Source organism: Streptomyces sp. NPDC052109 (assembly GCF_040680195.1).
Lineage (GTDB): Bacteria > Actinomycetota > Actinomycetes > Streptomycetales > Streptomycetaceae > Streptomyces.
In genome coordinates this window covers 385,685-410,951 of the sequence record NZ_JBFAWF010000003.1, presented here as the reverse complement: position 1 = coordinate 410,951, position 25,267 = coordinate 385,685, and the positions used below count along the sequence as shown (strand labels likewise).

The following is a 25,267-nucleotide window of genomic DNA, read 5'->3' as shown; positions in this document are numbered from 1 at the left end:
GTCAGCCCAGCCGGAACTTCTGGGCCGCCGAGCCGTTGCAGTCCCAGATCTGCAGCCGCGTCCCGTTGGCCGTGCCACCACTGGGCGAGTCCAGGCAACGCCCCGACTGCGGATTCAGCAGCGAACCGTCGCCCTGCTGCACCCACTTCTGCCCACCCACACCATCGCAGTCCCACAACTCCACCTTCGTACCGTTGGCCGTCCCGTTGCCGTCGATGTCCAGGCAGCGGCCGAGCGTGCGCAGGGAGCCGTCGGCCTCGTGGTACCAGTGCTGGTCGACCGCCCAGGACTGGCAGCCCCACAGCTGGACGGCCGCGCCGTCGGTGCCGGTGTCGTCGGCGGCGACGTCGACGCACGTGCCGCCCGGGCCGGCGATCGGGGCTCCGCCGTCGACCGAGAACTTCTGGGCCGCCGAGCCGTTGCAGTCCCAGATCTGCAGCCGCGTCCCGTTGGCCGTGCCACCACTGGGCGAGTCCAGGCAACGCCCCGACTGCGGATTCAGCAGCGAACCGTCGCCCTGCTGCACCCACTTCTGCCCACCCACACCATCGCAGTCCCACAACTCCACCTTCGTACCGTTGGCCGTCCCGTTGCCGTCGATGTCCAGGCAGCGGCCGATGGTGGCGAGGCTTCCGTCGGCACGGTGGGTCCAGTGCTGGTCCTCCGCGTAGGACTGGCAGTCCCACAGCTGGACGGCCGCGCCGTTGCCCCCCGTATCGTCGGCGGCGACGTCGACGCACTTGCCGCCGGGGCCGGCGACGGTGCCCTGGGGGCCGTTGGGGACGTTCGTCCGACCCGCGTAGCCGACCGCGACGATGTTCGCCTGGACGGCGTTCTCGGCCGCGTCGCTCGGATAGCCGGAGACCATCACGCCCTCGAAGAACGTGCCCATGTTCCAGTTGCTGTTGTCACCGCCCGTGCCGAGGATGATGCCGCCCTCCTGCTGCATGGGCCGGTAGCCGCCGCGGCTGGGCAGGGCGCCGTCCCACCAGGTCGCGAGCCCGCCCGACTGTGCGTCGCCGCCCTTGAGCGCGTACCGCGTCTGCCCGTCGTTCTTCAGTACGGCGGTGACGAACGTGCCGCCGTTGCCCCGGTTGGCGGTGTTGGAGCCGTTGTCGCCCTGGAACATGCCGTTCTCCAGGTCGGCCTCGACCCAGGGGCCGGAGCCGGTGCAGGGCGCGAAGTAGCAGGTGGTCGCGAGGCTGACCGCGTCCATGTGGCCGTTGCCGGTGTCGGCCGGGGTGCTCTCCGCGTTGCCGTAGTCGAAACAGCAGGCCGATCCGACATGGGTGCCGCTGGCCACCATGTAGGCGCCCTCCGGCTGCCCGTCGACGGCGACACCGGAGGCCGCCCCGGTGTACCGGTAGCCGACTCCCGGTGAGATCCACACGCCGTACGCCTTGTGCCCGCCTGCGGTGACGGCGATCTCGGAGGCGTCGGCGCCCCGGTCCGCGCCCATGCCGGAGGTGCCGGCCGGGCCCGGGGTGAGGTCGTTGTGCCGGGAGGACTGGTCGTAGATCCTCGTGATGGCGCAGGTGGTGTCGGCGCAGAAGGTGTCCTGCCGGGTGGCGTCGGCGTAACCACCCGGGGACAGCAGCCCGATGTCGGCGCCGGCTCCGTCGGAGGCGCGGGTGACCCGGTACAGCGGGCCGTCGTAGGAGGACAAGAGCGCGCGGACCGTGCTGTGCGCGGCGACGCAGGGGGTGCCGGCGGCCGCGTAGATGTCGCAGGGCAGCGAGCCGGCGGCCAGCGACGGTCCGGGCAGGCCCAGCAACGCTCCCAGTACGAGACCGATGACGGCCAGGAGCGACGCCAGTGGTCGGGGTCTTCCGCGCATGCTGGGCTCCTCTGTGGGGGCAAGTGCGGCTTGGCGAGGTCGAGTTGGAGCACCGAGCCGATCGCTGCGGAAGGTACGCACGCTGGTGGTTGCCGTCAAGATTTGTCGCTTTGGCCTCGTGGCGGGTTTTGAGCTTGAGCCAAGCTGTCGGTTTCTCGATGCATGTGACGTCCTGTCAGGCGAACGGCTGGTTCCGTACCGCGCGTCCTTGACAGCAGAGGCTGAAGAGGCCAGCTTTCGGGACAACGTTGTCGAAGGGACATGGTCACGATGGTGCCGTTCCGACTTCTGTCCGTGCTGGCCGCAGGTGCCCTGGCCGTGGGTGCCGCCTCCGCCCCCGTCCACGCCGATCCCGCCCCGCTCGCGCCGGTCGCCGATCCGGCCGCCCTCGTCGATCCCTTCATCGGGACCACGCACGCCGCCGACGACTTCCCGGGGGCGGACACCCCGTTCGGGATGGTCCAGTGGAGCCCCGACACCAGCCCCCACCGGCCGGACGGCGGCGGCTACGAATACACCGACTCCGCCATCACCGGATTCGGCCTGACCCACATCGCGGGACCGGGCTGCCGGGCCGCCGGCGACATCCCGGTGCTGCCGACCGTCGGCACGGTCGACACACTCGCCACGGACAGCTTCTCGCACACCCACGAGTCCGCCACTCCCGGCTCGTACAAGGTGACCCTGGACAACGGCGTCAGGACCGAGCTGACCGCCACCACCCGCAGCGGCATGGCCCGCTTCACCTTCCCGTCCACCACTCGGGCGAACCTTCTGTTCAAGCTGACCTCCAGCCAGAACGGCGACACCGCCACCCAGTTCGAAGCGGTGAACGACCACGAGGTCAGAGGCAAGGTCGCCAGCGGCAATTTCTGCGGCGAGGGCAACTCCTACACCGTCTACTACGACATGGTCTTCGACCAGCCGTTCCACCACAGCGGCACCGCACTCGCCGCCGCCACACCCACCACACCCAAGAGCAACGCCTCCCCCAGCGCCCCTGAGGCGCCGAACAGACCGGTACTGCACGGCACCGTGCCGCCCACGCCGCACACCTTCGCTCCCCAGGTGAGCGGCTCCGACGGCTATGTCACGTTCGACACCACCACCCACCGGGCCGTTCAGGCCAAGGTCGGCATCTCCTATGTGTCGGCCGCCGACGCGGTGGGCAACCGCCAGGCGGAGAACCCCGGGTGGGACCTGGCCAAGGTGCGCGGCGCGGCACACGACGCCTGGAAGTCGCTCCTCGGCCGGGTGCGGATCGCCGGCGGGACACCCGCTCAGCAGACCGTCTTCTACACGGCGCTCTACCACGCGCTGCTGCACCCGAACGTGATCAGTGACACCAACCGCCGCTATCCCGGTTTCGACGGCAAGACCCACACCGTCGACCAGGGCCACGGCGCCGCGTACGCCAACTACTCGGGCTGGGACGTCTACCGCTCGCAGGCCCAGCTCGAGGCCCTCGTCGCTCCGCGGACCGCGTCCGACACCGCCCAGTCCATGGTCGACGACTACCGTCAGACCGGTCTGTTCCCCAAGTGGTCGGAGAACAACGGGGAGACCTATGTGATGGTGGGCGATCCGGCGGACGAGATCATCGCCGACTACTACGCCTTCGGGGCCCGCGGCTTCGACACCGCCACCGCGCTCAAGGGCATGATCGCGGAGGCGACCGTCCCCAACGCCAACCGGCCCGGGCTCGCCTATCTGGAGCAGTTGGGCCGGCTGCCCAGCAACGGCAAGTACGGCTGCTGCAACTTCTACGGTCCGGCCTCCACCACCCTCGAGTACGACTCGGCGGACTTCGCGGTCTCGGCCCTCGCCGGCGCCCTCGGCGACACCGCTGATCAGCACCGGTTCGCGGACCGGGCGCAGAACTGGCGGAACCTGTTCGACTTCGGCAGCGGGTTCGTCCAGCCGCGCGACGCCTCGGGCACCTGGACCGCCGGGTTCTCGCCGACCTCGGGCAAGAACTTCGTCGAGGGCGACTCCTGGCAGTACACGCCGATGGTGCCGTTCAACGTGCACGGGCTGGCCACCGCCATGGGCGGGGACGCGGCTCTGGCCACGTTCCTGGACACCGACTTGTCCTCGCTGACGGGCGCAGGCGGATACACCGACCTGGGCAACGAGCCCAGCCTCAACATCCCCTGGGAGTACGACTACATCGGCCGCCCGTACCAGACGCAGAAGGTCGTCCGGCAGGTCCAGGACCAGATCTGGACCGACAGCCCGTCCGGTCTCGCGGGCAACGACGACCTGGGCGAGATGAGCTCCTGGTACGTGTGGTCCGCGCTCGGCATGTATCCGGAGACCCCCGGCACCGCCGATCTTGCGCTGGGCAGCCCGCTCTTCCCGCAGGCCGTGATCACCCTGCCCGCCGGCCGGACCCTCACCATCAACGGCACGGGTGCCGCGGACGACGCTCCGTACGTCCAGTCGGCCACCTGGAACGGCACGGCGTGGAACGCGGCGCACGCGCCCGACGGCGCCGTCGGCAGCGGTGGCACTCTCACCTACGTACTCGGCACCTCCCCCAACACCTCCTGGGCCTCGGCCGCCTCCGCCGCCCCGCGCTCCTACCCGGGCACACCCGGCTACACCGACGTCGGCACGTCCGGCGACACCGCCGCGGCCTCGGGCAACTTCGACGGCGCGGGCTACAGCTACTCCGCCCACGCCCTGGCCGGCGCGGGGGTAACGCCCGGCTCGAAGGTCACCGTCGGCGGGGTCTCCTTCACCTGGCCAGCGGTGGCGCCCGGCGCGCCGGACAACTACGAGGCGAACGGGCAGACGGTGCCGGCGTCCGGCTCCGGCAGCATCTCCTTCCTGGGCGCCGCCAACAACGGACCCGTCTCCGGCACCGCGACCGTCACCTACACGGACGGCACGACCCAGGCGGTCGCCCTCGGCCTGTCCGACTGGACGCTGAGCGCGGGCGCCGCCTCGCCGCGCCCCGACAACACCGTCGCGGTGACCATGCCGTACCGCAATCACGCGGGCACCGCGTCCGACACCACCACGACGTACGTGTTCGCCACGAAGCCGGTGGCACTGAGTCCGGGAAAGACGGTCAGCAGCGTGCGTCTGCCGTCCGACGTCGCCGCCGGGGGCCTGCACGTCTTCGCGATCGGTTTCGGCGGCGCGTCGTCGGCAGCGGGACGGAGCTGACCACCGGAACATGCCGTTGAGTGGAGCAATCACGGGGATGGGAGGCGCGCCGCATCAGGCTGGACGGGTGAAGCACGGACGGACGGAACGGGAACAGGAGGCGCCGGCAGCCACGCAACCTCGGCTGCCGGCGCCTCCGGCGTGGCTGCGCTGGCTGCCGATCCTGTATGTCGTGGCCGTGCTGCTGCTGGAGCCGCTCACGCCCGTCGACTGGCCGGTGAGCTTCGCGCTGATCGCCGTGCCCGTACTGGCCGCCTTCGCGCACGGGCCCGGGACCGTCGCCGCCGCCGCGGTGTTCGCCGTCGCCCTGGAAGGGGTGCTGGCCGGTACGCCGTGCTGTGCGGGCCGGTCGGTCGGCTATCTGTGGGACCGTCACTACGTCGCGTCCTACATCTGTACGGCCCTGGTGGGCAGCCTCGGCACGATCGCGGCCGCCGAGCGGGTCCGGCGTGAGCGCACGCTCGCCGACGTCCGGTTCGTGGCCGAGACCGCGCAGCGCGTCCTGCTGCGCCCGGTACCGCACCGGATCGGCAACCTCCGCCTGGAAAGCCTCTACCTCTCCGCCGCGGCGGAGGCACGCATCGGCGGTGACCTGTACGAGGCGGTCCCGACCCGTTTCGGGGTCCGCCTGCTCATCGGCGACGTCCGTGGCAAGGGATTGCTGGCGGTCGAGACCGCCGCCGCCATGCTCGGGGCGTTCCGCGAGGTGGCGTACGACGAACCCGATCTCCCCGCGCTGGCGGACCGGGTGGACACCAGCATGAGGCGCAGGGCGGCACAGCTCGGCGGGAACGAGACCGTCGAGCGGTTCGTCACCGCGGTGTTCGCCGAGATCCCCGCAGGCGGCCAGGTCGTCCGGATCGTCAACTGCGGCCATCCGCCGCCGGTCTCACTGCGCGCCGGCGAGGTACGCGAACTGGACCGTGGGCGGTCGGGGCCACCCCTCAATCTCGGCATGCTGGTCGAGGAGCCGTACCAGGTCGACACCTACCCGTTCGGGCCCCGCGACCAGCTGCTGCTGTACACGGACGGCGTCACGGAGACACGGGACGCGACCGGCACCTTCTATCCGCTCCTCGACCGTCTCCGCGCCTGGGGTCCGCTTTCGCCGAAGGAACTGCTCGACCGGCTCCATGACGACCTGCTGGCCTTCAGCCACAACGGCTTCAAGGACGACACCGCGGCGCTCGCGGTCTGCCTGCTGCCCGAGGCGGCGGCACCGCCACCGGACGAGTGAGCGCGGCCCGGGTCAGAAGGCCGTGTGGGTGAACCAGTTGTCGAGGACCGCGGTCTGTCCCGAGACCTCGAAGGCGGAGTCCTGGTACGACCGCCGCCCGTAGAGGAGGAGCAGGAGGTTTGCCGCCTGCCCGCGCACCGCCGCCGTGACCGGCTCGGACTCCTCCACGGCGCGGACCACCGGGCGGAAACCGTCCGGCTCCAGCCGCACGAGCCATTCCTCCCCGGCCCCCCCGCCGACGTCCGCGCATCGGAACGCGAGGAGCTCGCCGGCGCCGCGCAGCTTGGTCACTGCGGGGGCGAAGAGACCCGCGTGCGGCAGGTTGACGAGGAACTCGTCCACCCCGTCCGCCGCGAGCGCGGGGTCGATGTCCGAGACCAGGCCGACCGCACGTTCCGCGTCCACCCGGTGCACCAGCGTCTCGAAGAGCATCCGGCGGGCCCAGAACCGCGCATGGGGGTCCTCGCCCCAGACCCACATCGGTGCGTCGGGGTCGGTGTCCCGCAGCACGGCCGCCACGACGGGCACCCCCGCCGCCACCCAGTCCGGGTAGTCCCGTGGGTGCTCCGGCAGACCCAGCTCGACGTCGCGGCTGCGGGGAGGCTCCTGCACCAGCCCGGTCAGCAGGGTGCAGAACCAGCGCTGGAGTGCTCCCACGTGCCGGCTGAGGTCGGCCAGGTTCCAGCCCGGGCAGGAGGGTACGGCGCGCGCCGGGTCGGCGCCCTCGACCACCTCGGTGAAGCGCAGGGTCTCGCGGGCGACGGCCTCACGGTAGGTGTCGTACGGCAGGGGATGCCCCGCCCTGCTGGTCACTGCCATCGGCCGCCGCCATCCTGTTCTGTTCTCGGCACGCGTGTTCTCGGTACGTGTGCTCTTGGTACGGATCCCGTCAGGGCCAGTCTGGACGCTGGAGTTCACTCCAGGGCAAATCCAGGCTCAGGGGATCTCCTGTTCGGCCCAGATGATCTTCCCCTCGCCGCTGTACCGGGCGCCCCAGCGATGCGCGAACTGGGCCACCAGGAAGAGCCCGCGGCCGCCTTCGTCCGTGCTCCTGGCGTGCCTGAGCCGGGGGGCCGTGCTGCTGGCGTCGGAGACCTCGCAGGTGAGGCGGGTGTCGCGGAGGAGCCGTAGCCGGATGGGCGGGGTGGCGTAGCGAATGGCGTTGGTGACGAGTTCGCTGACGACGAGCTCCGTGGTCATGGCCAGTTCCTCGCCGAGGCCCCACTCCACGACCTGCCGGGTGGCCCGTGTACGCAGGGCGCCGACGGCGGCCGGGTCGGTGGGTACGTCCCAGGAGGCGACCCGGTCGGCTCCGAGGGCGCGGGTACGGGCCAGGAGCAGGGCGATGTCGTCGCGCTGCGGCACGGGCAGGAGTTGCCGCACGGCGGACGCGCACAGCGCCTCCAGGTCCTCGCCGGTGCGGCCGAGGACCTCCCCGAGCCGCGACATGCCGCGCTCCACGTCGTGGTCGCACCCTGCGATGAGACCGTTGGTGTAGAGGCCGAAGAGACTGTTCTCGGCCAGGTCGAGCTCGGTCGCCTCGAAGGCCATGCCGCCCAGCCCGAGCGGGGGTCCGGCGGGGATCTCGGGGAAGTAGGCGTGTCCGTCCGGTGCCACGACGACGGGCGGCGGGTGTCCGGCCCGGGCCATCGCGCACCGCCTGGTGACCGGGTCGTACACGGCGTAGAGGCAGGTCGCGCCGATGAAGGTGCTGCGCGAGGCCGTGCCGGCGGCGGCCTCCTCGTCGCTCAGCCGGAGCACCAGGTCGTCGAGGTGGGCCAGCAGCTCGTCGGGCGGCATCTCCATGGCCGCGAGGGTCTGCACCGCGGTCCGCAGCCGGCCCATGCCCGCCGCGGCGGTGATGCCGTGGCCCACCACGTCGCCGACGACGAGGCCCACGCGTGCGCCGGACAGCGGGATCACGTCGAACCAGTCGCCGCCGACGCCGCCCGAGGGGTCCGCCGGCAGATAGGAGGAGGCCACCTCCAGCGCGGTGCCGCCCGTCAGGGCGGGAGGCAGCAGGCTGCGCTGCAGGGTGACGGCCGCCGTGTGCTCCCTGGTGTAGCGGCGGGCGTTGTCGACGCACACGGCCGCGCGGGCCACGAGTTCCCGGGCCAGCAGGACGTCGTCGGGGCCGAAGGAGACGGGGTTGAGCGACCGGGCGAACGTGGTGAGGCCGAGCGCGGTGTTGCGCGCCCGCATCGGCACGGCGATGAGCGAGTGCAGCCCGTACGCGCGGATGCGTTCCGCGCGCTCGGGCTCCCGGGTGGCCCAGAGCCTGTCGGAGGGGTCGAGGACCGGGATGAGCAGCGGCTCTCCCTCGATGATCAGATGCGCGCTGTGGGGCGGCGGGAGGAAGTCCACCCGCTCGCCGATCCGGACGACGGCCTCCGGAGAGCCGTCGCGCACCGAGCGCAGCGCCGCCCGGCGCATCACCGGCCGGATGGACGCGGGTCCCGCGTCGGTGAGCCACGCTCCGTGACCCTCGGTGCTGAGCACGGGTTCGAGCAGGTCGACGATGACGAAGTCGGCGAAGCGGGGCACGGCGAAGTCGGCGAGCTCCTGAGCGGTCTCCATCACGTCGAGCGACCTGCCGATGCTGGTGCCGGCCTCGTTGACCATGGTCAGCAGCTGGCGGGCGTTCCAGCGCTCGGTGACGTCCTGGACCATGTAGCAGACGCCGGTGATCGCGTCCCCGGCGTCCACCAGGGGGAAGAACGAGGCCGAGTAGGCGTGCCGGCGGTGGGGGTCGGCCCAGCTCCAGCCCATGTACTCGTGGTCGGTCACCGGCATGCCCGTCGCGAGCACCTTGCGCATCAGGCCCTCCAGGGCCTCCGCCTGCACCCCCGGAAGCAGCTCGCTCAGCCGCCGCCCGAGCCGCGCGGACCGCGGGACCCCGCCGAACCGTTCCAGGGTGTCGTTCAGCCAGACGTACCGCAGCTCGGTGTCCATGACGGCCATGCCGAGCGGTGCGCGGGTCAGGAAGCCGTCCAGCACCGACTGTCCCACGGTCCACCGCTGCCGCTGTGCACGGGCCGACAGCAGGAAGCACTCGGTGTCGCCCATGCGGAACGAGGCCGAGACCCGCAGCTCGAGGTCGAGGCTGCGGCCGTCGCGGTGCCGTACGGCGATCTCTCCGCTCCAGCCGTTTCCGGCCCGGCACCGCTGCACGACTCCGGCGAGCCGGACGGGATCCTCGGGCGTGGTCAGCAGGCGCGCGACCCGCGTGCCGACGAGCTCCGCCGCCCCGTAGCCGAGGAGTTCCTCGGCACTGCGGGTCCAGCCGAGCACGGTGCCGTGTTCCGATATCACCGCAGCCGCGTCGCCGGACGCATCGAAGAGATCACGCGGCTCCCGGGGCGCGGCTGCTGCGAAGCCCTCTGGCGCAGATTTCATCAGTTCCACCCATACACCACTATGAGCCTGTTTGCCCGCTGTTGTGCATGGATACGGAGATAGGAAGGAATGCCGCCCGGACGCGGCGTGCGGTCGGGTGGTGCCCGGGCCGGAGGGACCATGGAAGGACGCGCCGCCGGCGCCCGCGGATGCCCACCCCTCCCGTGGAGGTGAACCGGCATGGCAGTGGAATCCTTCGAGGCCGGCCACGAGGAACAGGCGAACGAGCCACCCGGGCCGACCGGGCTGCTGGACGTGCTGAGCGTGGCCGCGGTGGTCCTGGACACCCATGGCCGCATCGTCTTCTGGACCCCTCAGGCCGAGGACCTCTTCGGCTACTCGGCGGAGGAGGCCCTCGGCGAGCCCGCGGCGCGCCTGCTCGTCCGCCCGGAGCACCTGCAGTCCGTGGCGAGTCTGTTCGCGGAGGTGCTGGAGACGGGCCGGGGCTGGGCCGGCGCGTTCCCGGTACGGCACAAGGACGGCAGCAGCCGGCTGACGGAGTTCCGGACCATGCGGCTGCTGGACGACCTCGGGGACGTCTACGCCCTGGGCATCGCGGCCGACCACACCCTGCTCCAGCGTGTCGAGACCGACCTGGCCCTGTGCGAGCAGCTGATCAACCAGTCCCCGATCGGACTGGCCCTCCTCGACCCCGACCTCCGGTATCTCCTGGTCAACCCGGCGCTGGAGCGGATCGACGGGATGCGGGCCGAGGAGCACATCGGCCGCCGGCTGAGGGAGACCCTGCCCTTCCCGGACGTCGCCACCGTCGAGTCCGCGCTGCGTCAGGTGCTCACCACCGGCACGCCCCTGCTCGACCAGTACCACGTCGGCCGTCCCCCGTCCGATCCCGGCCACGAGCACGCCTGGTCGCTGTCCTTCTACCGTCTGGAGGATCCCGGCGGGCGGGTCCTGGGCGCGGCCGTCTCGGTCGTCGACGTCACCGAGCGGCACCGCGCGGCGGCGGAGGCCGACCGGGCGCGGCGTCGCCTGGCGCTCATCGCGGACGCCTCCGCGCGGGTCGGCACCGCGCTGGACGTGGAGCAGACCGCCCGTGAACTGGCCGAGATCGCCGCGCCGGCGCTGGCCGACGTGGTCGCCGTGGACGTCCTCGACTCCGCCCTGTCGTGCCGCCGTCTGCGCAGACCGGACAACGGCCCCGAGCTCTTCCGGGCCCTCGCCCTGAAGGCGGCTCACCCCACGGTCGCGCTGCGCGCCGCCGACGCTCCCGGCGACGTCGCCGCCTATGAGGGTGACCGCCTGGTCACGCTGTGCGTCCACACCGGGCGGCCGGTTCTGGTACGGCACGTCGGGCCGCACGATCTGCCGCGCATCGCGCGGGACGCCTCGGCCGGTGCCCTGCTCGAGGAGGCCGGTGTCCACTCCTATCTGGCCGTGCCGCTGATCGCCCACGGCGAGGTGCTCGGCGTCCTCGACCTCAAGCGGACCCGCAGTCCGGCGCCGTTCGACGAGGACGACGTGATTCTCGCGACCGAACTCGCCGGCCGCGCCGCCGTGGCCATCGACAACGCCCGCTGGTTCCAGAGCGTCCGCAACACCGCGCTCACCCTGCAGCGCAGTCTGCTGCCCGACCACTCCCCGCACCACACCGGTCTGGAGCTGGCCTCCCGCTACCAGCCCGCGCAGGCCACCAGCGAAGTCGGCGGGGACTGGTACGACGTCGTCACGCTGGCCGACGAGAAGACCGCCCTGGTGGTCGGTGACGTCATGGGCAACGGCATCGACGCGGCCGCCACCATGGGGCGGCTGCGCACCGCCACCTGTGCCTACGCCGATCTCGACCTCGAGCCCGGAGCGGTGCTCCAGCATCTGGACAAGATCACCTGCGATCTGGAGCACTACATCGTCACCTGCCTGTACGCGGTGTACGAGCCCGCGACCGGGCAGTGCACCATCGCCAACGCAGGACACATGCCGCCCGCGCTCGTCCGGCCCGGCGAAGCGCCGAGGCTTCTGGACCTGCCGACGGCCGCACCGCTCGGCGTCGGCGGCGTCCGGTTCGAGACCTCGACGGTCGAGCTGCGCCCCGATGATCTGCTGATCCTGTACACGGACGGCCTGGTGGAGACCCGTCAGCACGCCATCGACGACCGGCTGAACGCCCTGCTGGACCTCCTGGACGAGCCGCACAGGCCGCTGGAGGAGATCTGCGACGCCTTGTTGTACGGACTGCGCGACTCCGACGACCACGACGACGTGGCTCTGCTCGTCGCCCGCGCCCTCTGAGCCTCACCTCTTCCCTGAACCGTGTCGCGTGGTGGACACTCCGCCCACCAGACCGACGTCGTCACCCTGGTCGCCCCACACCCCCCATCCCCTCACGTCAAGGGCTCCCCAGATGCCGATCGCCCCTGCCGCGCTGCGCCTGGCCGTCGCTGTCGCGGGCTTCCTGCTCGCCGCCACCACGTCCACCGCGACGTCGGCCACCGCACAGACCCCAACCGTGCCGGTTCCACAGGAGTTTGATGCCACGTCCGCCGCAGGCTGGTCCCCTCCCCTGTCGACCCAGGGCCGCTACATCGTCGACAGCCGGGGCAACCGGTTCCGGCTGGAGGGCGCCAACTGGGACGGCGCACAGGGCTCCTGGACGGGCAGTGGCAGCGCCGACGACCCCGCCAACCATCACGCCGGCCAGGACTCGCACGGCATCCCGCTCGGCCTCGACCGGGTGCCGCTCGGCCAACTGCTGGCCGATTTCCACCAGTTGGGTATCAACACCATCCGGCTGCCGTTCTCGAACGAGATGATCCACCGTACGACCCCGGTCCCCGACAGCGCTGTCGCCGCCAACCCCCAACTACGGGGCAGGACACCGCTGGAGATCTATGACGCCGTGGTGGAGGCGCTCAGCGGCAGCGGGTTCGCGGTGATCCTCAACAACCACACCAACACCTCGCGCTGGTGCTGCGGCATCGACGGCAACGAGCGCTGGAACAGTTCGCAGTCGACGCAGTCGTGGGCCGACGACTGGGTCTTCATGGCCCGCCGCTACGCCGGTGTCCCCGGTGTCGTCGGAGCGGACCTGTACAACGAGGTGCGGCGCGATGTGCTGGACGACCCCAACTGGGGCATGGGCGACGACCACGACTGGTACGCGGCGGCCCGGCTCGCCGCGGACCGCATCCTCACGGAGGCCGACCCGCGCCTGCTCATCGTGATCGAGGGCATCAACTGGACCGGCGTCCCCGCGGACGGTCTCCCCCACGGCCGGCCCGTGCTGACCCCCGCCCGCACTCTCTCCCACACCCTCGTGGACGCCCACAAACTGGTCTACTCCGCGCACTTCTACGGCTACACCGGCCCCCACCACAGCGGCGCGACCGGCATCGGCGAGACGCACGACCCGCGCTACCAGGACCTGAGCCGCGACGACCTGTACGCCGCACTCCAGGACGAGGCGTTCTTCGTCGAGGAGTCGGGCCGGCACTACACCGCACCCGTCTGGGTCAGCGAGTTCGGCATCGGTTCCGACGAGTCGAACCCGGCGGCACGCACCTGGTTCGGCGACACCACCGACTACTTCGCCGACCACGACACCGACTTCGCCTTCTGGCCGCTGGTCGGTTTCGCGGGCCACGACGACTGGGCGCTGCTGCGGTACGACGAGTCGGGGCACCGCTCCGGCATCCTCGACGGGGACGACTGGCGCGGCGCGGCCTGGCAGCACCTCATGACCGCGCCGAGCCGGACCGGTCCGGTGGCGGCCGTCCCCGCCTGGCGGATGCTCTCCATCGACCACGGCGACGCGGTGGAGTCGCTGCGCGTCCGGGCGGCGGGCGACTGGGACCCCGGCGCGTACAAGGCCACCTGTCCCGACGGACTGCGGCTCGCCGGCCTCGGCCACACCAGCGGCCGGGGGCTGTGCACCGACAGCACCGGCAGCGGCCCGGGCGACCTGCGCGCGGCCGGCGGCGACCAGACGGCCGTCACGGACGAACGCTACGTCCCGGCCGACGGCGACTGGGCGTCCGGGTACACCAAACTGCAGTGCCCCGAGGGCAGTTTCCTCATCGGTTACAGCGCCCGTGGCGAGCGGGTGTCGGCGGCCCTGTGCGTACCGGCCCGGAACCCGCTGGCGGGAGCCGGCCGCACGGTGTGGTTCGACCGGTCCGACAACCGCCCCGCCGACGCCGCCGGTGGCGACTTCGCGTACGGCGACTACAAGGGCCAGTGCGCCGACGGCGAGTACGCCGCCGGCATCGCCTTCACCACGCGGGTGGGCAGCCGCCCGGGGCCCGCCGCCCTACTGTGCCGTCGGATTTCCTGAATCAGTCGTGACCGACCGGTCGGCGGCCCCCCGCATCAGCAGCAGGAGGGCGTCGACCAGGTCGTCGGCCGGGCTGCCCGTGGCCAGCCGCCGCAGCTGCAGGCCCATCACGAGGGCGACCGTCGTGGCGGCGAGGCGTTCCGCGTCCGGGATGCCGAGCGCGGTGAGGATCCGGGCGGCGAGCAGGTCGTAGGCCCCGAAGGCCTCGGCGGCCGCCTCCCGCAGCCGCTCGTCGCGCCCGGCGTGGAGATACAGCTCGAAGGGGGCGAGATGGGCACTGTCCAGCGCCGAGCCGCAGGCGACCTGGCCCGCCAGACTCGCCGCGTCCTCGACGCCCAGCCCCTCCGTCCGACACTGCTCGGCCAGTTCGGTGAAGTACCGTGCCTCCTCGCGCACGAACTGGAGCAGACTTTCCCGCAGCAGCTCGTGCTGGGTCTCGAAGTGGTAGGTGACCGAACCGAGAGAGACGCCCGCTTCCTTGGCGATCCGACGGTTGGTGACCGCCGCGACACCGTCCTCGCCGATGATCCGCAGGACGGCGGTGATGATGCGCTGGCGCATCGGGGCGGAGGGGGTGGCGTGCGGCATGGCGTGCATTCTTCCATCACCGGTGGACAGGGCCTTCCGGGCTCTCTATCGTTCGTTCGAACGAACAGGACTGGAGGGTAGTCGTGCACATTGCCGGGTCAACCGTTCTGCTCACCGGCGTCACCGGCGGCCTCGGCGGCGCGCTCGCCGCGGAGCTGTCCGCTCGTGGCGCCCGCCTCGTTCTCACCGGCCGGCGGGTCGGGGCGCTCGCACCGCTCGCCGAGCGCTACGGCGCCCGGACGATCGCGGCCGATCTGGCCGACCCCGACGACGTGCGGCGTCTGGCCGAGGAGGCGGCCGGCACGGACATCCTGATCGCCAACGCGGCCCTGCCCTCCAGCGGCGACGTGCTCGACTACACGCCGGAGCAGATCGACCGGGCCCTCGCGGTGAACCTGCGCGCCCCCGCGATGCTCGCCCGGCTGCTCGCTCCCGGCATGGTGGCCGCCGGACGCGGCCACATCTGCTTCGTCGGCTCGCTGTCCGGCATGGCGGCCACCAAGTCGTCGTCCCTGTACACCGCGACGAAGTTCGGGCTGCGCGGCTTCTCGCTGGCCTTCCGCCAGGACCTGCACGGCACGGGTGTCGGCGTCTCGATCGTCCAGCCGGGTTTCGTGCGCGAGCTGGGCATGTTCGCCAAGACGGGCTCCTCGACGCCCGGCCGCGTCCGCACCGTCTCGCCGCAGCAGGTGTGCCGGGGCGTGACGCGCGCGATCGAGCGCGATGTCGCCGAGGTCAACGTGGCCCCGCCCGAGCTTCGGTTCCTCACCAAGGTCGCGTCGCAGTTCCCGGGATTCGCCGAGCGGGTGCAGCGGCTCGCGGGGGCGGAGCCGACCATGAACGCGATCGTCGCCGCGCAGCGCTCCAGCCGCTGAGGCACCGCTTCCGGTGTGCTCCGCCGGGGCAGGTCAGGCCCGGGCCGGCGGGGCCCGGCACGCCCCGCGCCCGGTGCTCAGCGCTGACTGGCGGGGACGCCCGGCAGCGGGGACCGGCTGCCCTCGCAGGAGTAGACGATCTCCACGGCTCCGCCCGGCAGCGCGCGCTCGCGCTGGAAGGTGAGCCCGACGGACGGATCGAGCGCGGGCGTCAGCCGCGTCCCCCCGCCGAACAGCAGCGGCACGATGACCAGTTCCAGGGTGTCGAGGGCGCCGAGGGCGTGGAAGGTCTGGATCGTGCGCGGACCGCCGACGAGGTGGACGTCACCGCCCCGGTTGGCCGCGCGGATCCGCTCCAGAAGGCGCTCCGGATCGCTGTCGGTGACGACGTTGTCGGGGGTGCCGGCCGGGCGGTGGGAGCCGAGCACGAACACCTCCAGACGCGGCCACGGCCAGCGATTGTTGGTCAGCGCGGGCTCGAAGGTGGTCCGGCCCATCAGCGCCGCCTCGCACCCGTCGAGGAACTCCCGGATGCCGTGGCTCTCGCCGGACACGAACGCGGGGTCGGCGGTCATCGCCGGCCACCCGGTCGGGGTGGTCACATAGCCGTCGGCGCTCATGCTGACGCGGGCGCGGATCCTCATGGCCTCTCCTTCGTCGGTCCGTTCCTGCGAGGCGGATCGAGCCTCCAGCCAAGCGTCGAACGAGCCACGCGCACTTCGACACGCCGCCGGATGCGCTGCCCCTGCCGGTGGTCGCTTGTCGGCCCTGTTCCCGTGTGGCCGGCTCACCTTGCTCACCAGTGCATCCGCTCTCGCTTCATGAAGGACCGAAGTCGAGGCGGCGGGTGCGCCCTTCGGCTCCATCTACCACTTCTTCCCCGGTGACAAGGCCCAGTTGGGCGAGGAGGTGATCCGCACCTAGGGCGCCGTCTACCTGGAGCTCATCACCGCGCTCATGACGCCGTACGAGGACGGGGTGGCGGCCACCGCCGACGCCTTCGCGGCCGCGGCGGGCACCCTCGCCGAACTGGACTTCGCCGACCCGTGTCCCGTCGCGACGGTGGCGATGGAGGTCGCCGGCACCAACGACGCCCTGCGGAGGGCGACTTCGGAGGTGTTCGCCGACTGGATCGACCGCCTCGCCGCCTACTACGCCGAGGGCGGCATCCCCGGGCCCGCCGCCCGGGAGACGGCGAGCTCGGTCATCGCCCTGCTGGAGGGGGCCTTCATGCTGGGCCGTGCAGCGCGCAGCACCGAACCGGTACGCGCCGCGGGCACGGCGGCCGCCGCGGTCGTACGAGCGGCGCTGGCCGGGGAGTGAGCCGGCCGCGGCCGTCAGTTCGCCGGGTTCTGCCGGTGAGCCCGGAAGAGGTCGCGGAGCAGGGCGATCTCGGCTCCGTGGTGCAGCACTTCCTGGTTGACCCACCAGACGATGTCGAGGAAGGGTTCCTCCGCGTCGCCGCCGTAGGGGTAGGTGCAGTACCCCACCGTGTCCAGCGCCGCGTCGTCGGCGCTCAGCAGTGCCTGCCGCCAGTCGGCGGCGCCGGTCTCGAGGGCTGCGATCGCATCGGCGGCGTTCCCGGCGACGGGATGGTTCTCCCGCGTCGCCGAGCGGCTGCCGGCGGTGTGGTCGGCGCGCAGGGACAGCATCTCGGTGAGGTGGCTCAGCCGCCATGCGAGGGTGGTCAAAGGCGGTGGCCAGGGGTGCGGGTACGGCGCGGCGTCCCGCCCCCACGGGCCGCCGCCGGCGAGGAGGATCGCCCGCGGTCCCGGTCCGTCCACGCGTCGCCTGACCGACCAGCAGCCGGGGGCCGGTTCCCAGAAGTACTCGTCGTCGGTCAGCGGCTCGACCTTGGTGTCCCCGCCATCGCCACTGTCCATGACGGGCCCGGCCAGACGGTCGAGCAGGCGTTCGCACGCGAAGTCGAACTGGTCCAGCAGCGGGAGCAGTCGGGGCGGTGGGGTTGTCATCGAACACTCCCGGGTGGACGCACCGGCCGATCCGGCCGGCGTGGACTTCGTGCCGGCCGGTCAGCCTGGCACATCCGGCGCCGGGTTCGCGCCTCCTTTTCCGCGTGCCGTCGACGGCCGGGTGCGGGCCGCGTACCGGTCGGTCGCCGCGACCAACGCCTCCTCCATACCGGGCGTCCCGGTGGTGTGCCCGGTGTCGTCCACGATCATCAACTCGCAGTCGGGCCACGCGCTTCGCAGCCGCCAGACGACGCCGAGGAGGTTGCCGAAGTCGAGGCTGCCCTGGACGAGGGTGCCGGGGACGCCCCTGAGGAGGTGGGCGTCGCGCAGGATCACGCCCTCGGCGTTGCCCGCGCCGAGGAAATGGCCGTTGCCCCAGTAATGGGTGACGGTGCGGGCGAAGCCCATGCGGAAGGCGGGATCCTCGTAGCGGGCGACGGAACGCGGGGGCGCGGGAATCGTGGCGGTCTCCCAGTCGGTCCAGGCCCGCGCGGCCCGTTCCCGCACCTCGGGGTCGGACGACTCGAGCAGCCGACTGTAGGCGGCGGCGAGATTGCCGTCGCGCTCGTCGGCGGGCACCTGGGACCGGAACGCCTCGAAGGCATCCGGGAAGATCCGGCCGAGACCCCGGGTCAGCAGCTGGACCTCGGCGTCAGACCCGGTGGCGACGCCCGTGAGCACCAGCTCGGAGACGGCGCCCGGACGGGTCTGCGCGTAGCGCAGCGCGAGCACCGACCCCCAGGACACGCCCCACAGCAGCCACCGTTCGATGCCCAGATACCGGCGCAGCAGTTCCAGGTCGGCCATGACATGGGCCGTGGTGTTGACGCTCATGTCGGTGTCGTGACGGCTCGCGTGCGGCGTGGACCGGCCGCAGCCACGCTGGTCGAGCAGGACGATCCGGTACGCGGCCGGGTCGAACAGCCGCCGGGCGTACGGGGTGCACCCGGAACCCGGTCCGCCGTGCAGGACGACGGCGGGCTTGCCGTCGGGGTTGCCGCAGGTCTCCCAGTAGACCTGGTTGCCGTCGCCGACGTCGAGCATGCCGTGTGCGTACGGTTCGATCTCCGGATAGAGGGGCATCAGGTCACCGTAGCGCCGGGCGGAACGCCCCCCACAGCCGATCCGCGAGAGGCGCGCTCACAGCTGCCGTCATACGCCGGCCTCCCGCTCGGCCCGCTCCCGCTGGTGGCCGAGATCGCCCTGCAGGGACGTACGGGCACGGCCCCGGCGACCCAGCGGGAGGACGGTGTGCTGGGCGGAGTCCTCCAGCAGGAGCGCGAAGCCGCCGTAGAGGGCGAAGGCGGCCAGGGCCACCCCGGTCCAGCCGGCGGCGGTGCGCAGGAGCGCCGCGCCGCCCGCCTCGTAGGCGCCGGTCAGGACGAAGCGGCAGGCTCCGACCAGCAGCAACACGGAGAACAGCGGCGTGCCGGGGATCGCGGCGACGCTCAGCAGGAGCATCAGCGGGGCGACGCTCAGCAGGAACACCGCCACCCCGGCGCCGGGCTGCCCCGGCGGCCCGGACCGGGTCACCAGCGCGTTGCCCGCCCACGCACAGCCCAGCACGGACAGGCCGCAGGCCGCAGGCCGCGCCACCGTCGCGGGCCAGGAAGGCGAGCACCCCGGCCAGCAGTTCCAGGGGTACGACGAACACCAGGATCAGCGGCATCACCGGCCGGCTCTGCTCCAGGGGCACCCACCGCAGCTGCACGGCACTGAACAGGATGCTGCCGGTACCGAAGGCGAAGAAGCCCAGCGGCAGGCGGCCGGCCGGCGGCCGGAGCATGATCCTCGTCAGGGCCTCGGGCCGTGGCGGCCCGGCGGCCGAGCCGTACGTCGGCGCTGCTGGTGGCGGCATCCGAATCACCCTGTCCCTCGGGCCCGATGAGTGCTGCTGCGTCCCTCGTACGACACGGGGTACCCCGTTATCCGCGGTGTCTTCCGCCGCTGTCCGCCGCGGTGGTCGGGAGTCTGTCGCCAAAGCGCCCCGGAATTGTCCGTGATCGGTAACAGCCGGATCCCGCGATCAACCCCGGCCGTCCTGACAGGTGCGCGGAACACGCGTGCACAACACCACAGGGACACGGCACGGAAACGGGGCGGGGCATGGCGCGGCATGGCGGGCGGGGATGGTACGGCCGGGTGGTCGCTGCGGCGGTCGGAGTCACGGCGCTGGCGGCCGCCACGTCGGTGTGGACCGCGCAGGCCGGCCAGCCCGGTGGAACTGCGGCGGGGACGGGGAGCGCGGCCCGTCCCGCGGCGCCGAAGGCGGCACCCGTGTCGGCCGACATCGCCCACGCCTCGGACGGGGGCGCGCACGCGGTGAACATCACCATCGACGACGGCCCGGACCCGGTCTGGACCCCTCAGGTGCTCCAAGTGCTGCGCGAGTACGGGGTGAAGGCGACGTTCTGCATGATCGGCCCGCAGGCCCAGGCGCATCCGGAGCTGGTCCGGCAGGTGGTGGCGGCGGGGCACCGGCTGTGCGACCACACGGTGTCGCACGACACCACGATGGACAAGAAGCCCGAGGCCTATCAGTCGCAGCAGATCCTGGACGCCGAGCGGCAGATCACCAAGGCGTCCGGCGGCGTTCGCCCGATGTACTACCGGGCTCCGGGCGGCGCCTTCACCCCGTACAGCCGGCACCTGGCGGCCCGGCACGGGATGCGGCCGCTCGGCTGGAACGTGGACTCCAAGGACTTCGAGCGGCCGGGCACCGAGGCGATCGTCACCACCGTCAAGAGCGAGCTGGCCAACGGCCCGACGCTCCTCTTCCACGACGCGGGCGGCGACCGTTCGCAGACCGTGGCCGCGCTGCGCGCCCTCCTGCCCTGGCTGAAGCAGCAGGGCTACTCCTTCGGTTTCCCGGTGCGCTGAACGGGTCCTCGGGGCGGGCGACGTCGCCTGCGGGGATGTCGAGGACGCGGACCGCGTCGACGACCACGGACCCGGGACCTGAGACCTGGGTGCGCCCGCCACCGAGCACGTCCGCCACCGCACCCCGCCCGCTGCCCAGTTCGCCGGTCCACGCAGGGTCGGCAGCGGGCGCCCGGACGAGTCCGGCGACACTGCCCCGGTCGCGCTCGGTGCGCCGGAAGCCGCCGTGCGGGAACGGCACGAGCGGCAGGACCGGTTCGCCCACGTGGGGCACGAACAGCTCGGCGACCTGGCCGGGATGACAGCCGTGGGCCGGAGGGAGGCGAGGCGGGGGCATCGGCCGCACGAACACCTCTTTTCGAGGTGCCTCTGTTCGATGCGGGACGGCGGCGGCCGGCCACGCGCCGGTGAACCCCGGGGGAAATCTTGGTCATCGAAGTCCTGGGACGGCTGTTCGGATCCGGAGGGGTGCCTACCATGAGGCCGCTGCATCACGTCGTCCCGGAAAGGCTCGCCATGCCGTTGCCTCGCCTCGGCACGCGGTCCGTTCGTCTGCGGACGGCTCCCGCCGTGTTCGTCGTCCTCGCCGTGGCCCTCGCGGGCACGCTGCTGGGCTCCTCGCTCGGCGGCCCGCGCCACGGCCGGGCCGCCGGCGCTCCGTCGGGGCACATCGTCATCGAGGTGTCGGAGAGCCGCTGCGGCCACGGCTGGACCCGTCCCGAGCCGGGCGTGCGGACCTTCGACCTGCACAACTCGTCCGACGCCGCCGCCGAGGTGTACCTGGAGGACCCCGGCAGCCAGGTGGTCTACGGCGAGGTGGAGGGCATCGGGCCCGGTACGACACGGCAGTTGACGGTCCGGCTGGGCAGGGGGACGTACGCCTTCAAGTGCGTGCCCGACGACGCCGACGCCGTCACCGGACCCAGCGTGCACATCACCGGCGGACAGCGCGGCCCGGGCGCCGCACCGCTCTCGGAGCACGATCTGATCCCGCCCGCCCTCGCCTACCAGAAGTGGGTCGGCACCGGACTCGACGACGTCGTGCGGCTGACGGCGAAGCTCAGGGACGCGATCGACGGTGGCGACCTCGCGGCGGCCCGGTCGGCCTGGCTGCCGGCGCACCTGGAGTACGAGCGGCTGGGGGCGGCGTACGACGCCTTCGGGGACGCGGACGGAGCGATCAACGGCACCGACGCCGGGCTGCCCGGCGGAGTGCGCGACAAGGACTTCGCCGGCTTCCACCGCATCGAGTACGGGCTGTGGCACGGCGACTCGGCCGCCGGCCTGCGCGCCCCGGCGGCCGCGCTGGTCAAGGCGGTGACCGGGCTGCGGGACAACTGGTCGCAGACCCGCATGGACCCCGCCCAGCTGGGTCTGCGCGCGCACGAGATCCTGGAGAACACCGTGCAGTTCGAGCTGACCGCCCGCACCGACTACGGCAGCGGCAGCAACCTCGCCACCGCCCGCGCCAATCTGGACGGCACCGGCGAGGTGCTGTCCCGGCTGAGCCCGCTGCTGGCGACCAGGTACGCCGGTCTTGCCGAACTCCAGAAGGACTTGGACCGCGCCCGGCACACGCTCGACGGCTTCCACCACGGCGCCACCTGGACCCCGCCGGCCCGTCTCACCCGCACACAGCGGGAGGACGTGAACGCGGTGTTCGGCGACCTCGTGGAGCGCCTGGCGTCGGTGGCCACCCTGTGCGACCCCCGGAGGACCGTGTGAGCACCGCCGAACGACCCGACGGCCTGGGCCGGCGCGGCTTCCTGCGCGGCGCCGCCCTGGCGGGCGCCGGCCTCGCCACGAGCGCCGCCGCCCCCGGCACCGCCACCACCACGACGACGGCGTCCGTCGCCCCCTTCCACGGCGTGCACCAGGCGTCGGCGATCGCGGCCCCACGCCGGACCTGCGTGTTCGCCTCCCTCGACGTGACCGCCGAGAGCCGGGCCGAACTCACCGACCTGCTGCGCACGCTCACCGACCGGGCCCGCTTCCTCACCTCCGGTGGGACGCCGTCCCCGGTGGGCATCACCGGCCCGCCCGCCGACTCGGGCGTCCTCGGCGGCCGGCTGCCCGCCGGTCAACTGGCCGTGACCGTCGGCGTCGGCGCCTCGCTCTTCGACGACCGGTACGGGCTCGGCGCGCTCAGGCCCCGGCGGCTCACCGCCATGCCCGCCTTCCCCGACGACGACCTCCGGGCCGACTGGTGCCACGGCGACCTCAGCCTCCAACTGCACGCCGACGAGCCGGACACCACCCTGCACGCGCTGCGGGACATCGCCCGGCACACCCGGGGTGCCGCGCAGGTCCGCTGGCGCCTCGACGGCTTCTCCAGCCCGCCCCGGCCAGCCGGAACACCCCGCAATCTGCTGGGGTTCAAGGACGGCACCGCCAACCCGGACACCACCAGCGCCCGCGAGATGGACCGCCTGGTGTGGGTGGACAGGGGGATGGGCGAGCCAGACTGGGCGGTCGGCGGCAGCTACCAGGTCGTCAGACTCATCCGGATGCTCGTGGAGTTCTGGGACCGGGTCTCGCTCGGCGAGCAGGAGCGGATGTTCGGGCGGGCGAAGGAGTCCGGGGCGCCGCTGGACGGCGACCACGAACACGACACGCCGAAGTACGCCGACGACCCCAAGGGTGACGTCATCCCGCTGGACGCGCACATGCGGCTCGCCAACCCGCGCACCGCCGCCACCGCCGACCAGCGCCTGCTGCGCCGTGCGTACAACTACGACCGGGGCATGGACGACAACGGCAACCTCGACATGGGCCTGCTGTTCTCCTGCTACCAGCAGGACCTGAAGCGGCAGTTCGAGACCGTGCAGCACCGGCTCAAAGGTGAGCCGCTGACGGACTACATCAGCCCGTTCGGCGGGGGTTACTTCTTCGCGCTGCCCGGCGTACGGGACGCCGCGGACTGGTACGGGCGCGCCCTGTTCGGCTGAACCTGTCCGGACAACTCGGCCCCCGATCGGGTCAACACATCGTCAAGAGTTGCCCCAGGATCCCTGACTCGGTGTTCACCTGCGCGCAATCATGGCTCCGCCGACGCGCCCCGCAACGGGCGCAGCATCCCTGCTCGTACGACGCACAGACGTTCTGTCCAAAGGGGTAGACCACCATGGCCAGCAGAGGAAGACGAGCCGCGATGCGGAGCCTGGGCGCTCTCGCGGGAGCCGCCGCGCTCACCGTGCTCGGCAGCAACGCACCCGGCTGGGCGGCCGTGTCCGCAGGCCAGTCCTCGACCGCCACGCCGATCAAGCACGTCGTCGTGCTCTTCGACGAGAACATCTCCTTCGACCACTACTTCGCCACGTACCCGAAGGCCGCCAACACCGACGGCACGAAGTTCACGGCGTCGAAGAACACCCCGAAGGACATCGACACCCTCGCGCACGCCGGGCTGCTGAAGAAGAACCCGAACCAGTACGCGCCGAAGCGGCTGTCCCCGTCCCAGGCGATGACCTGCGACCAGAACCACAACTACGGTGCCGAGCAACTCGCGTACAACGGCGGCAAGGCCGACCAGTTCGTGCAGAACACCGAGGTCGACAAGTGCAGCGGCGGCCTGTTCGGCGAGCCCGGCCTGGTCATGGACTACTACGACGGCAACACCGTCACCGCGCTGTGGAACTACGCCCAGCACTACTCCATGTCCGACCGCAGCTTCAGCTCCGTCTACGGCCCCTCCACGCCCGGCGCGCTGAACCTGGTCTCCGGTCAGACGCACGGCGTGATCTCCGTGGACCCGGCCTCCGGCACGGAGAACCCGAAGCAGACGTCGACGCCCGACGCGTACACGGTGAAGTCCCCCGACGCCAAGGGCGTGGGCACGGTCATCAACGACCCCGACCCGGCCTTCGACGACTGCTCCGACAAGGACCACACGAGCAGCAACGCGCTGGCGTCGATGCAGGGGAAGAACGTCGGTGACCTGCTCAACGCCAAGAAGGTGAGCTGGGGCTGGTTCCAGGGCGGCTTCCGTCCGTCGACCGCCTGGGACGGCAAGTCGGGCTCGTACGCCAAGTGCGACACGGCGCACACCAACGTGGGCGGCGCCTCCGCGGTCGACTACAGCCCGCACCACAACCCGTTCGCGTACTACAAGTCGACGGCCAACCCGCACCACCTGGCCCCGAAGAGCGTGTCCGAGATCGGCCACAACGGTCAGGCCAACCACAACTACGACCTCACCGACTTCTCCGCGGCGCTGAAGGCGGGCAAGCTGCCGGCCGTCAGCTTCGTCAAGGCCGGCGAGTACCAGGACGGCCACGCCGGCTACTCCGACCCCACCGACGAGCAGCACTTCCTGGTGAAGCAGATCAACGCCATCCAGAGCTCGCCGCAGTGGAAGTCCACCGCGATCGTCGTCGCCTACGACGACTCCGACGGCTGGTACGACCACGCCTACGTGGCCCCGAAGAACGGCTCGGCGGACACCTCGCTCGGCTCCAACGGCAAGGCGACCGACAGCCCGGCCTGCCAGAAGGGCCCGAAGGCGTCCGGCGGTTACGCGGACCGCTGCGGCCCCGGCACCCGCCAGCCACTGCTCGTCATCTCGCCGTACAGCAAGGTCAACAAGGTCGACCACACCCTGACGGACCAGGCGTCCATCACCCGGTTCATCGAGGACAACTGGCGCACCGGCCGCGTCGGCGACCACTCCTTCGACGCAACGGCGGGCTCCCTCTCGGGCATGTTCGACTTCCGGCACCCGAACAACAAGCAGGTGCTGCTGAACTCCGACGGATCGGTCGAGCACGTCGGCCCGATCAAGCACGTCGCGCCGGTGTCCACGAGCATCACCCCCGGCCCGGCCATGCAGAACACGGCCGCGTCGACCGACTCCTCCGGCTTCCCGACCCTGCCGGTCGGCCTCGGTGTCGGTGCCCTGCTGGCCGCGGGCGCGACCGGCACGTACCTGACGCTGCGCCGCAAGCAGCAGGCCTGATCCCGCAGTTCCGCACCCAGTGACGCGCCCCCGGTCGGTGACCGGGGGCGCGTTCGCGCACCCCG

Annotated in this window: 18 protein-coding genes; 10 read left to right on the top strand and 8 right to left on the bottom strand. The window is 71.9% G+C overall.

From position 1 onward, the window contains the following. Position 1 precedes the first annotated feature (1 nt). Positions 2-1,837 carry an arabinofuranosidase catalytic domain-containing protein gene (locus AB0L59_RS10505; protein WP_365581480.1) on the bottom strand — a complete coding sequence of 612 codons (1,836 nt, stop codon included), beginning with the start codon at positions 1,835-1,837 and terminating at the stop codon, positions 2-4. A gap of 270 nt (positions 1,838-2,107) precedes the next feature. Between AB0L59_RS10505 and AB0L59_RS10500 the strand changes: the two genes are divergently transcribed. Together AB0L59_RS10500 and AB0L59_RS10495 are read left to right on the top strand one after the other, a co-directional pair. Beyond that, entirely contained in the window at positions 2,108-5,011 is a 2,904-nt protein-coding gene (locus tag AB0L59_RS10500; protein WP_365581479.1) for a lectin, read from the top strand. 67 nt (positions 5,012-5,078) lie between these two features. Continuing rightward, entirely contained in the window at positions 5,079-6,248 is a 1,170-nt protein-coding gene (locus AB0L59_RS10495; protein WP_365581478.1) for a PP2C family protein-serine/threonine phosphatase, read from the top strand. Positions 6,249-6,260: 12 nt separating this feature from the next. On the opposite strand, the gene AB0L59_RS10490 is transcribed toward AB0L59_RS10495, so the two are convergent. Both AB0L59_RS10490 and AB0L59_RS10485 read right to left on the bottom strand, forming a co-directional pair. Then, on the bottom strand, positions 6,261-7,067 hold the full coding sequence (locus AB0L59_RS10490; protein ID WP_365581476.1) for a maleylpyruvate isomerase family mycothiol-dependent enzyme: 807 nt from the start codon (positions 7,065-7,067) through the stop codon (positions 6,261-6,263). 117 nt (positions 7,068-7,184) lie between these two features. Beyond that, a complete protein-coding gene (locus AB0L59_RS10485; protein ID WP_365581475.1) occupies positions 7,185-9,644 on the bottom strand; it encodes a SpoIIE family protein phosphatase in 2,460 nt (819 codons plus the stop codon). A 180-nt stretch (positions 9,645-9,824) separates the two neighbouring features. Between AB0L59_RS10485 and AB0L59_RS10480 the strand changes: the two genes are divergently transcribed. Then, positions 9,825-11,891: a SpoIIE family protein phosphatase gene (locus AB0L59_RS10480; RefSeq protein ID WP_365581473.1), complete on the top strand. Its 2,067-nt coding sequence runs from the start codon at positions 9,825-9,827 to the stop codon at positions 11,889-11,891. A 112-nt stretch (positions 11,892-12,003) separates the two neighbouring features. Next, complete coding sequence (locus AB0L59_RS10475; protein WP_365581472.1) at positions 12,004-13,932, top strand: cellulase family glycosylhydrolase; 1,929 nt, start codon at positions 12,004-12,006, stop codon at positions 13,930-13,932. Here the strand turns inward: AB0L59_RS10475 and AB0L59_RS10470 are convergent. Further along, positions 13,909-14,520 (bottom strand): TetR family transcriptional regulator, encoded by a 612-nt coding sequence (locus AB0L59_RS10470; protein WP_365581471.1) that lies wholly within the window; start codon positions 14,518-14,520, stop codon positions 13,909-13,911. The genes AB0L59_RS10475 and AB0L59_RS10470 overlap by 24 nt on opposite strands. Before the next feature lie 83 nt (positions 14,521-14,603). Between AB0L59_RS10470 and AB0L59_RS10465 the strand changes: the two genes are divergently transcribed. Continuing rightward, a complete protein-coding gene (locus AB0L59_RS10465) occupies positions 14,604-15,395 on the top strand; it encodes an SDR family NAD(P)-dependent oxidoreductase (RefSeq protein WP_365581470.1) in 792 nt (263 codons plus the stop codon). Between the two features lie 77 nt (positions 15,396-15,472). Here the strand turns inward: AB0L59_RS10465 and AB0L59_RS10460 are convergent, their stop codons facing one another. Next, positions 15,473-16,039 (bottom strand): dihydrofolate reductase family protein, encoded by a 567-nt coding sequence (locus AB0L59_RS10460; RefSeq protein WP_365581469.1) that lies wholly within the window; start codon positions 16,037-16,039, stop codon positions 15,473-15,475. 313 nt (positions 16,040-16,352) lie between these two features. On the opposite strand from AB0L59_RS10460, the gene AB0L59_RS10455 reads away from it, so the two are divergent. Beyond that, complete coding sequence (locus AB0L59_RS10455; RefSeq protein ID WP_365581468.1) at positions 16,353-16,718, top strand: hypothetical protein; 366 nt, start codon at positions 16,353-16,355, stop codon at positions 16,716-16,718. A gap of 14 nt (positions 16,719-16,732) precedes the next feature. On the opposite strand, the gene AB0L59_RS10450 is transcribed toward AB0L59_RS10455, so the two are convergent. The 3 genes from AB0L59_RS10450 to AB0L59_RS10440 form a co-directional block, all read right to left on the bottom strand. Then, positions 16,733-17,368, bottom strand: a complete 636-nt coding sequence (locus AB0L59_RS10450; protein WP_365581466.1) for a DinB family protein — start codon at positions 17,366-17,368, stop codon at positions 16,733-16,735. Positions 17,369-17,428: 60 nt separating this feature from the next. Continuing rightward, positions 17,429-18,451 (bottom strand): prolyl aminopeptidase, encoded by a 1,023-nt coding sequence (gene pip / locus AB0L59_RS10445; protein ID WP_365581464.1) that lies wholly within the window; start codon positions 18,449-18,451, stop codon positions 17,429-17,431. A gap of 69 nt (positions 18,452-18,520) precedes the next feature. Then, positions 18,521-18,964, bottom strand: a complete 444-nt coding sequence (locus AB0L59_RS10440; protein ID WP_365581463.1) for a hypothetical protein — start codon at positions 18,962-18,964, stop codon at positions 18,521-18,523. Between the two features lie 510 nt (positions 18,965-19,474). Between AB0L59_RS10440 and AB0L59_RS10435 the strand changes: the two genes are divergently transcribed. The 4 genes from AB0L59_RS10435 to AB0L59_RS10420 all read left to right on the top strand — a co-directional run bounded on the left by AB0L59_RS10435 (position 19,475) and on the right by AB0L59_RS10420 (position 25,202). After that, positions 19,475-20,248, top strand: a complete 774-nt coding sequence (locus tag AB0L59_RS10435; protein ID WP_365581461.1) for a polysaccharide deacetylase family protein — start codon at positions 19,475-19,477, stop codon at positions 20,246-20,248. A gap of 477 nt (positions 20,249-20,725) precedes the next feature. After that, positions 20,726-21,973, top strand: coding sequence for an EfeM/EfeO family lipoprotein (locus AB0L59_RS10430; protein ID WP_365581460.1), 1,248 nt, complete (start codon positions 20,726-20,728; stop codon positions 21,971-21,973). After that, positions 21,970-23,196, top strand: a complete 1,227-nt coding sequence (efeB, locus tag AB0L59_RS10425; protein WP_365581459.1) for an iron uptake transporter deferrochelatase/peroxidase subunit — start codon at positions 21,970-21,972, stop codon at positions 23,194-23,196. Before AB0L59_RS10430 ends, efeB begins: the two co-directional genes overlap by 4 nt. Before the next feature lie 176 nt (positions 23,197-23,372). Further along, on the top strand, positions 23,373-25,202 hold the full coding sequence (locus AB0L59_RS10420) for an alkaline phosphatase family protein (RefSeq protein ID WP_365581458.1): 1,830 nt from the start codon (positions 23,373-23,375) through the stop codon (positions 25,200-25,202). The last annotated feature ends 65 nt before the right edge of the window (positions 25,203-25,267 follow it).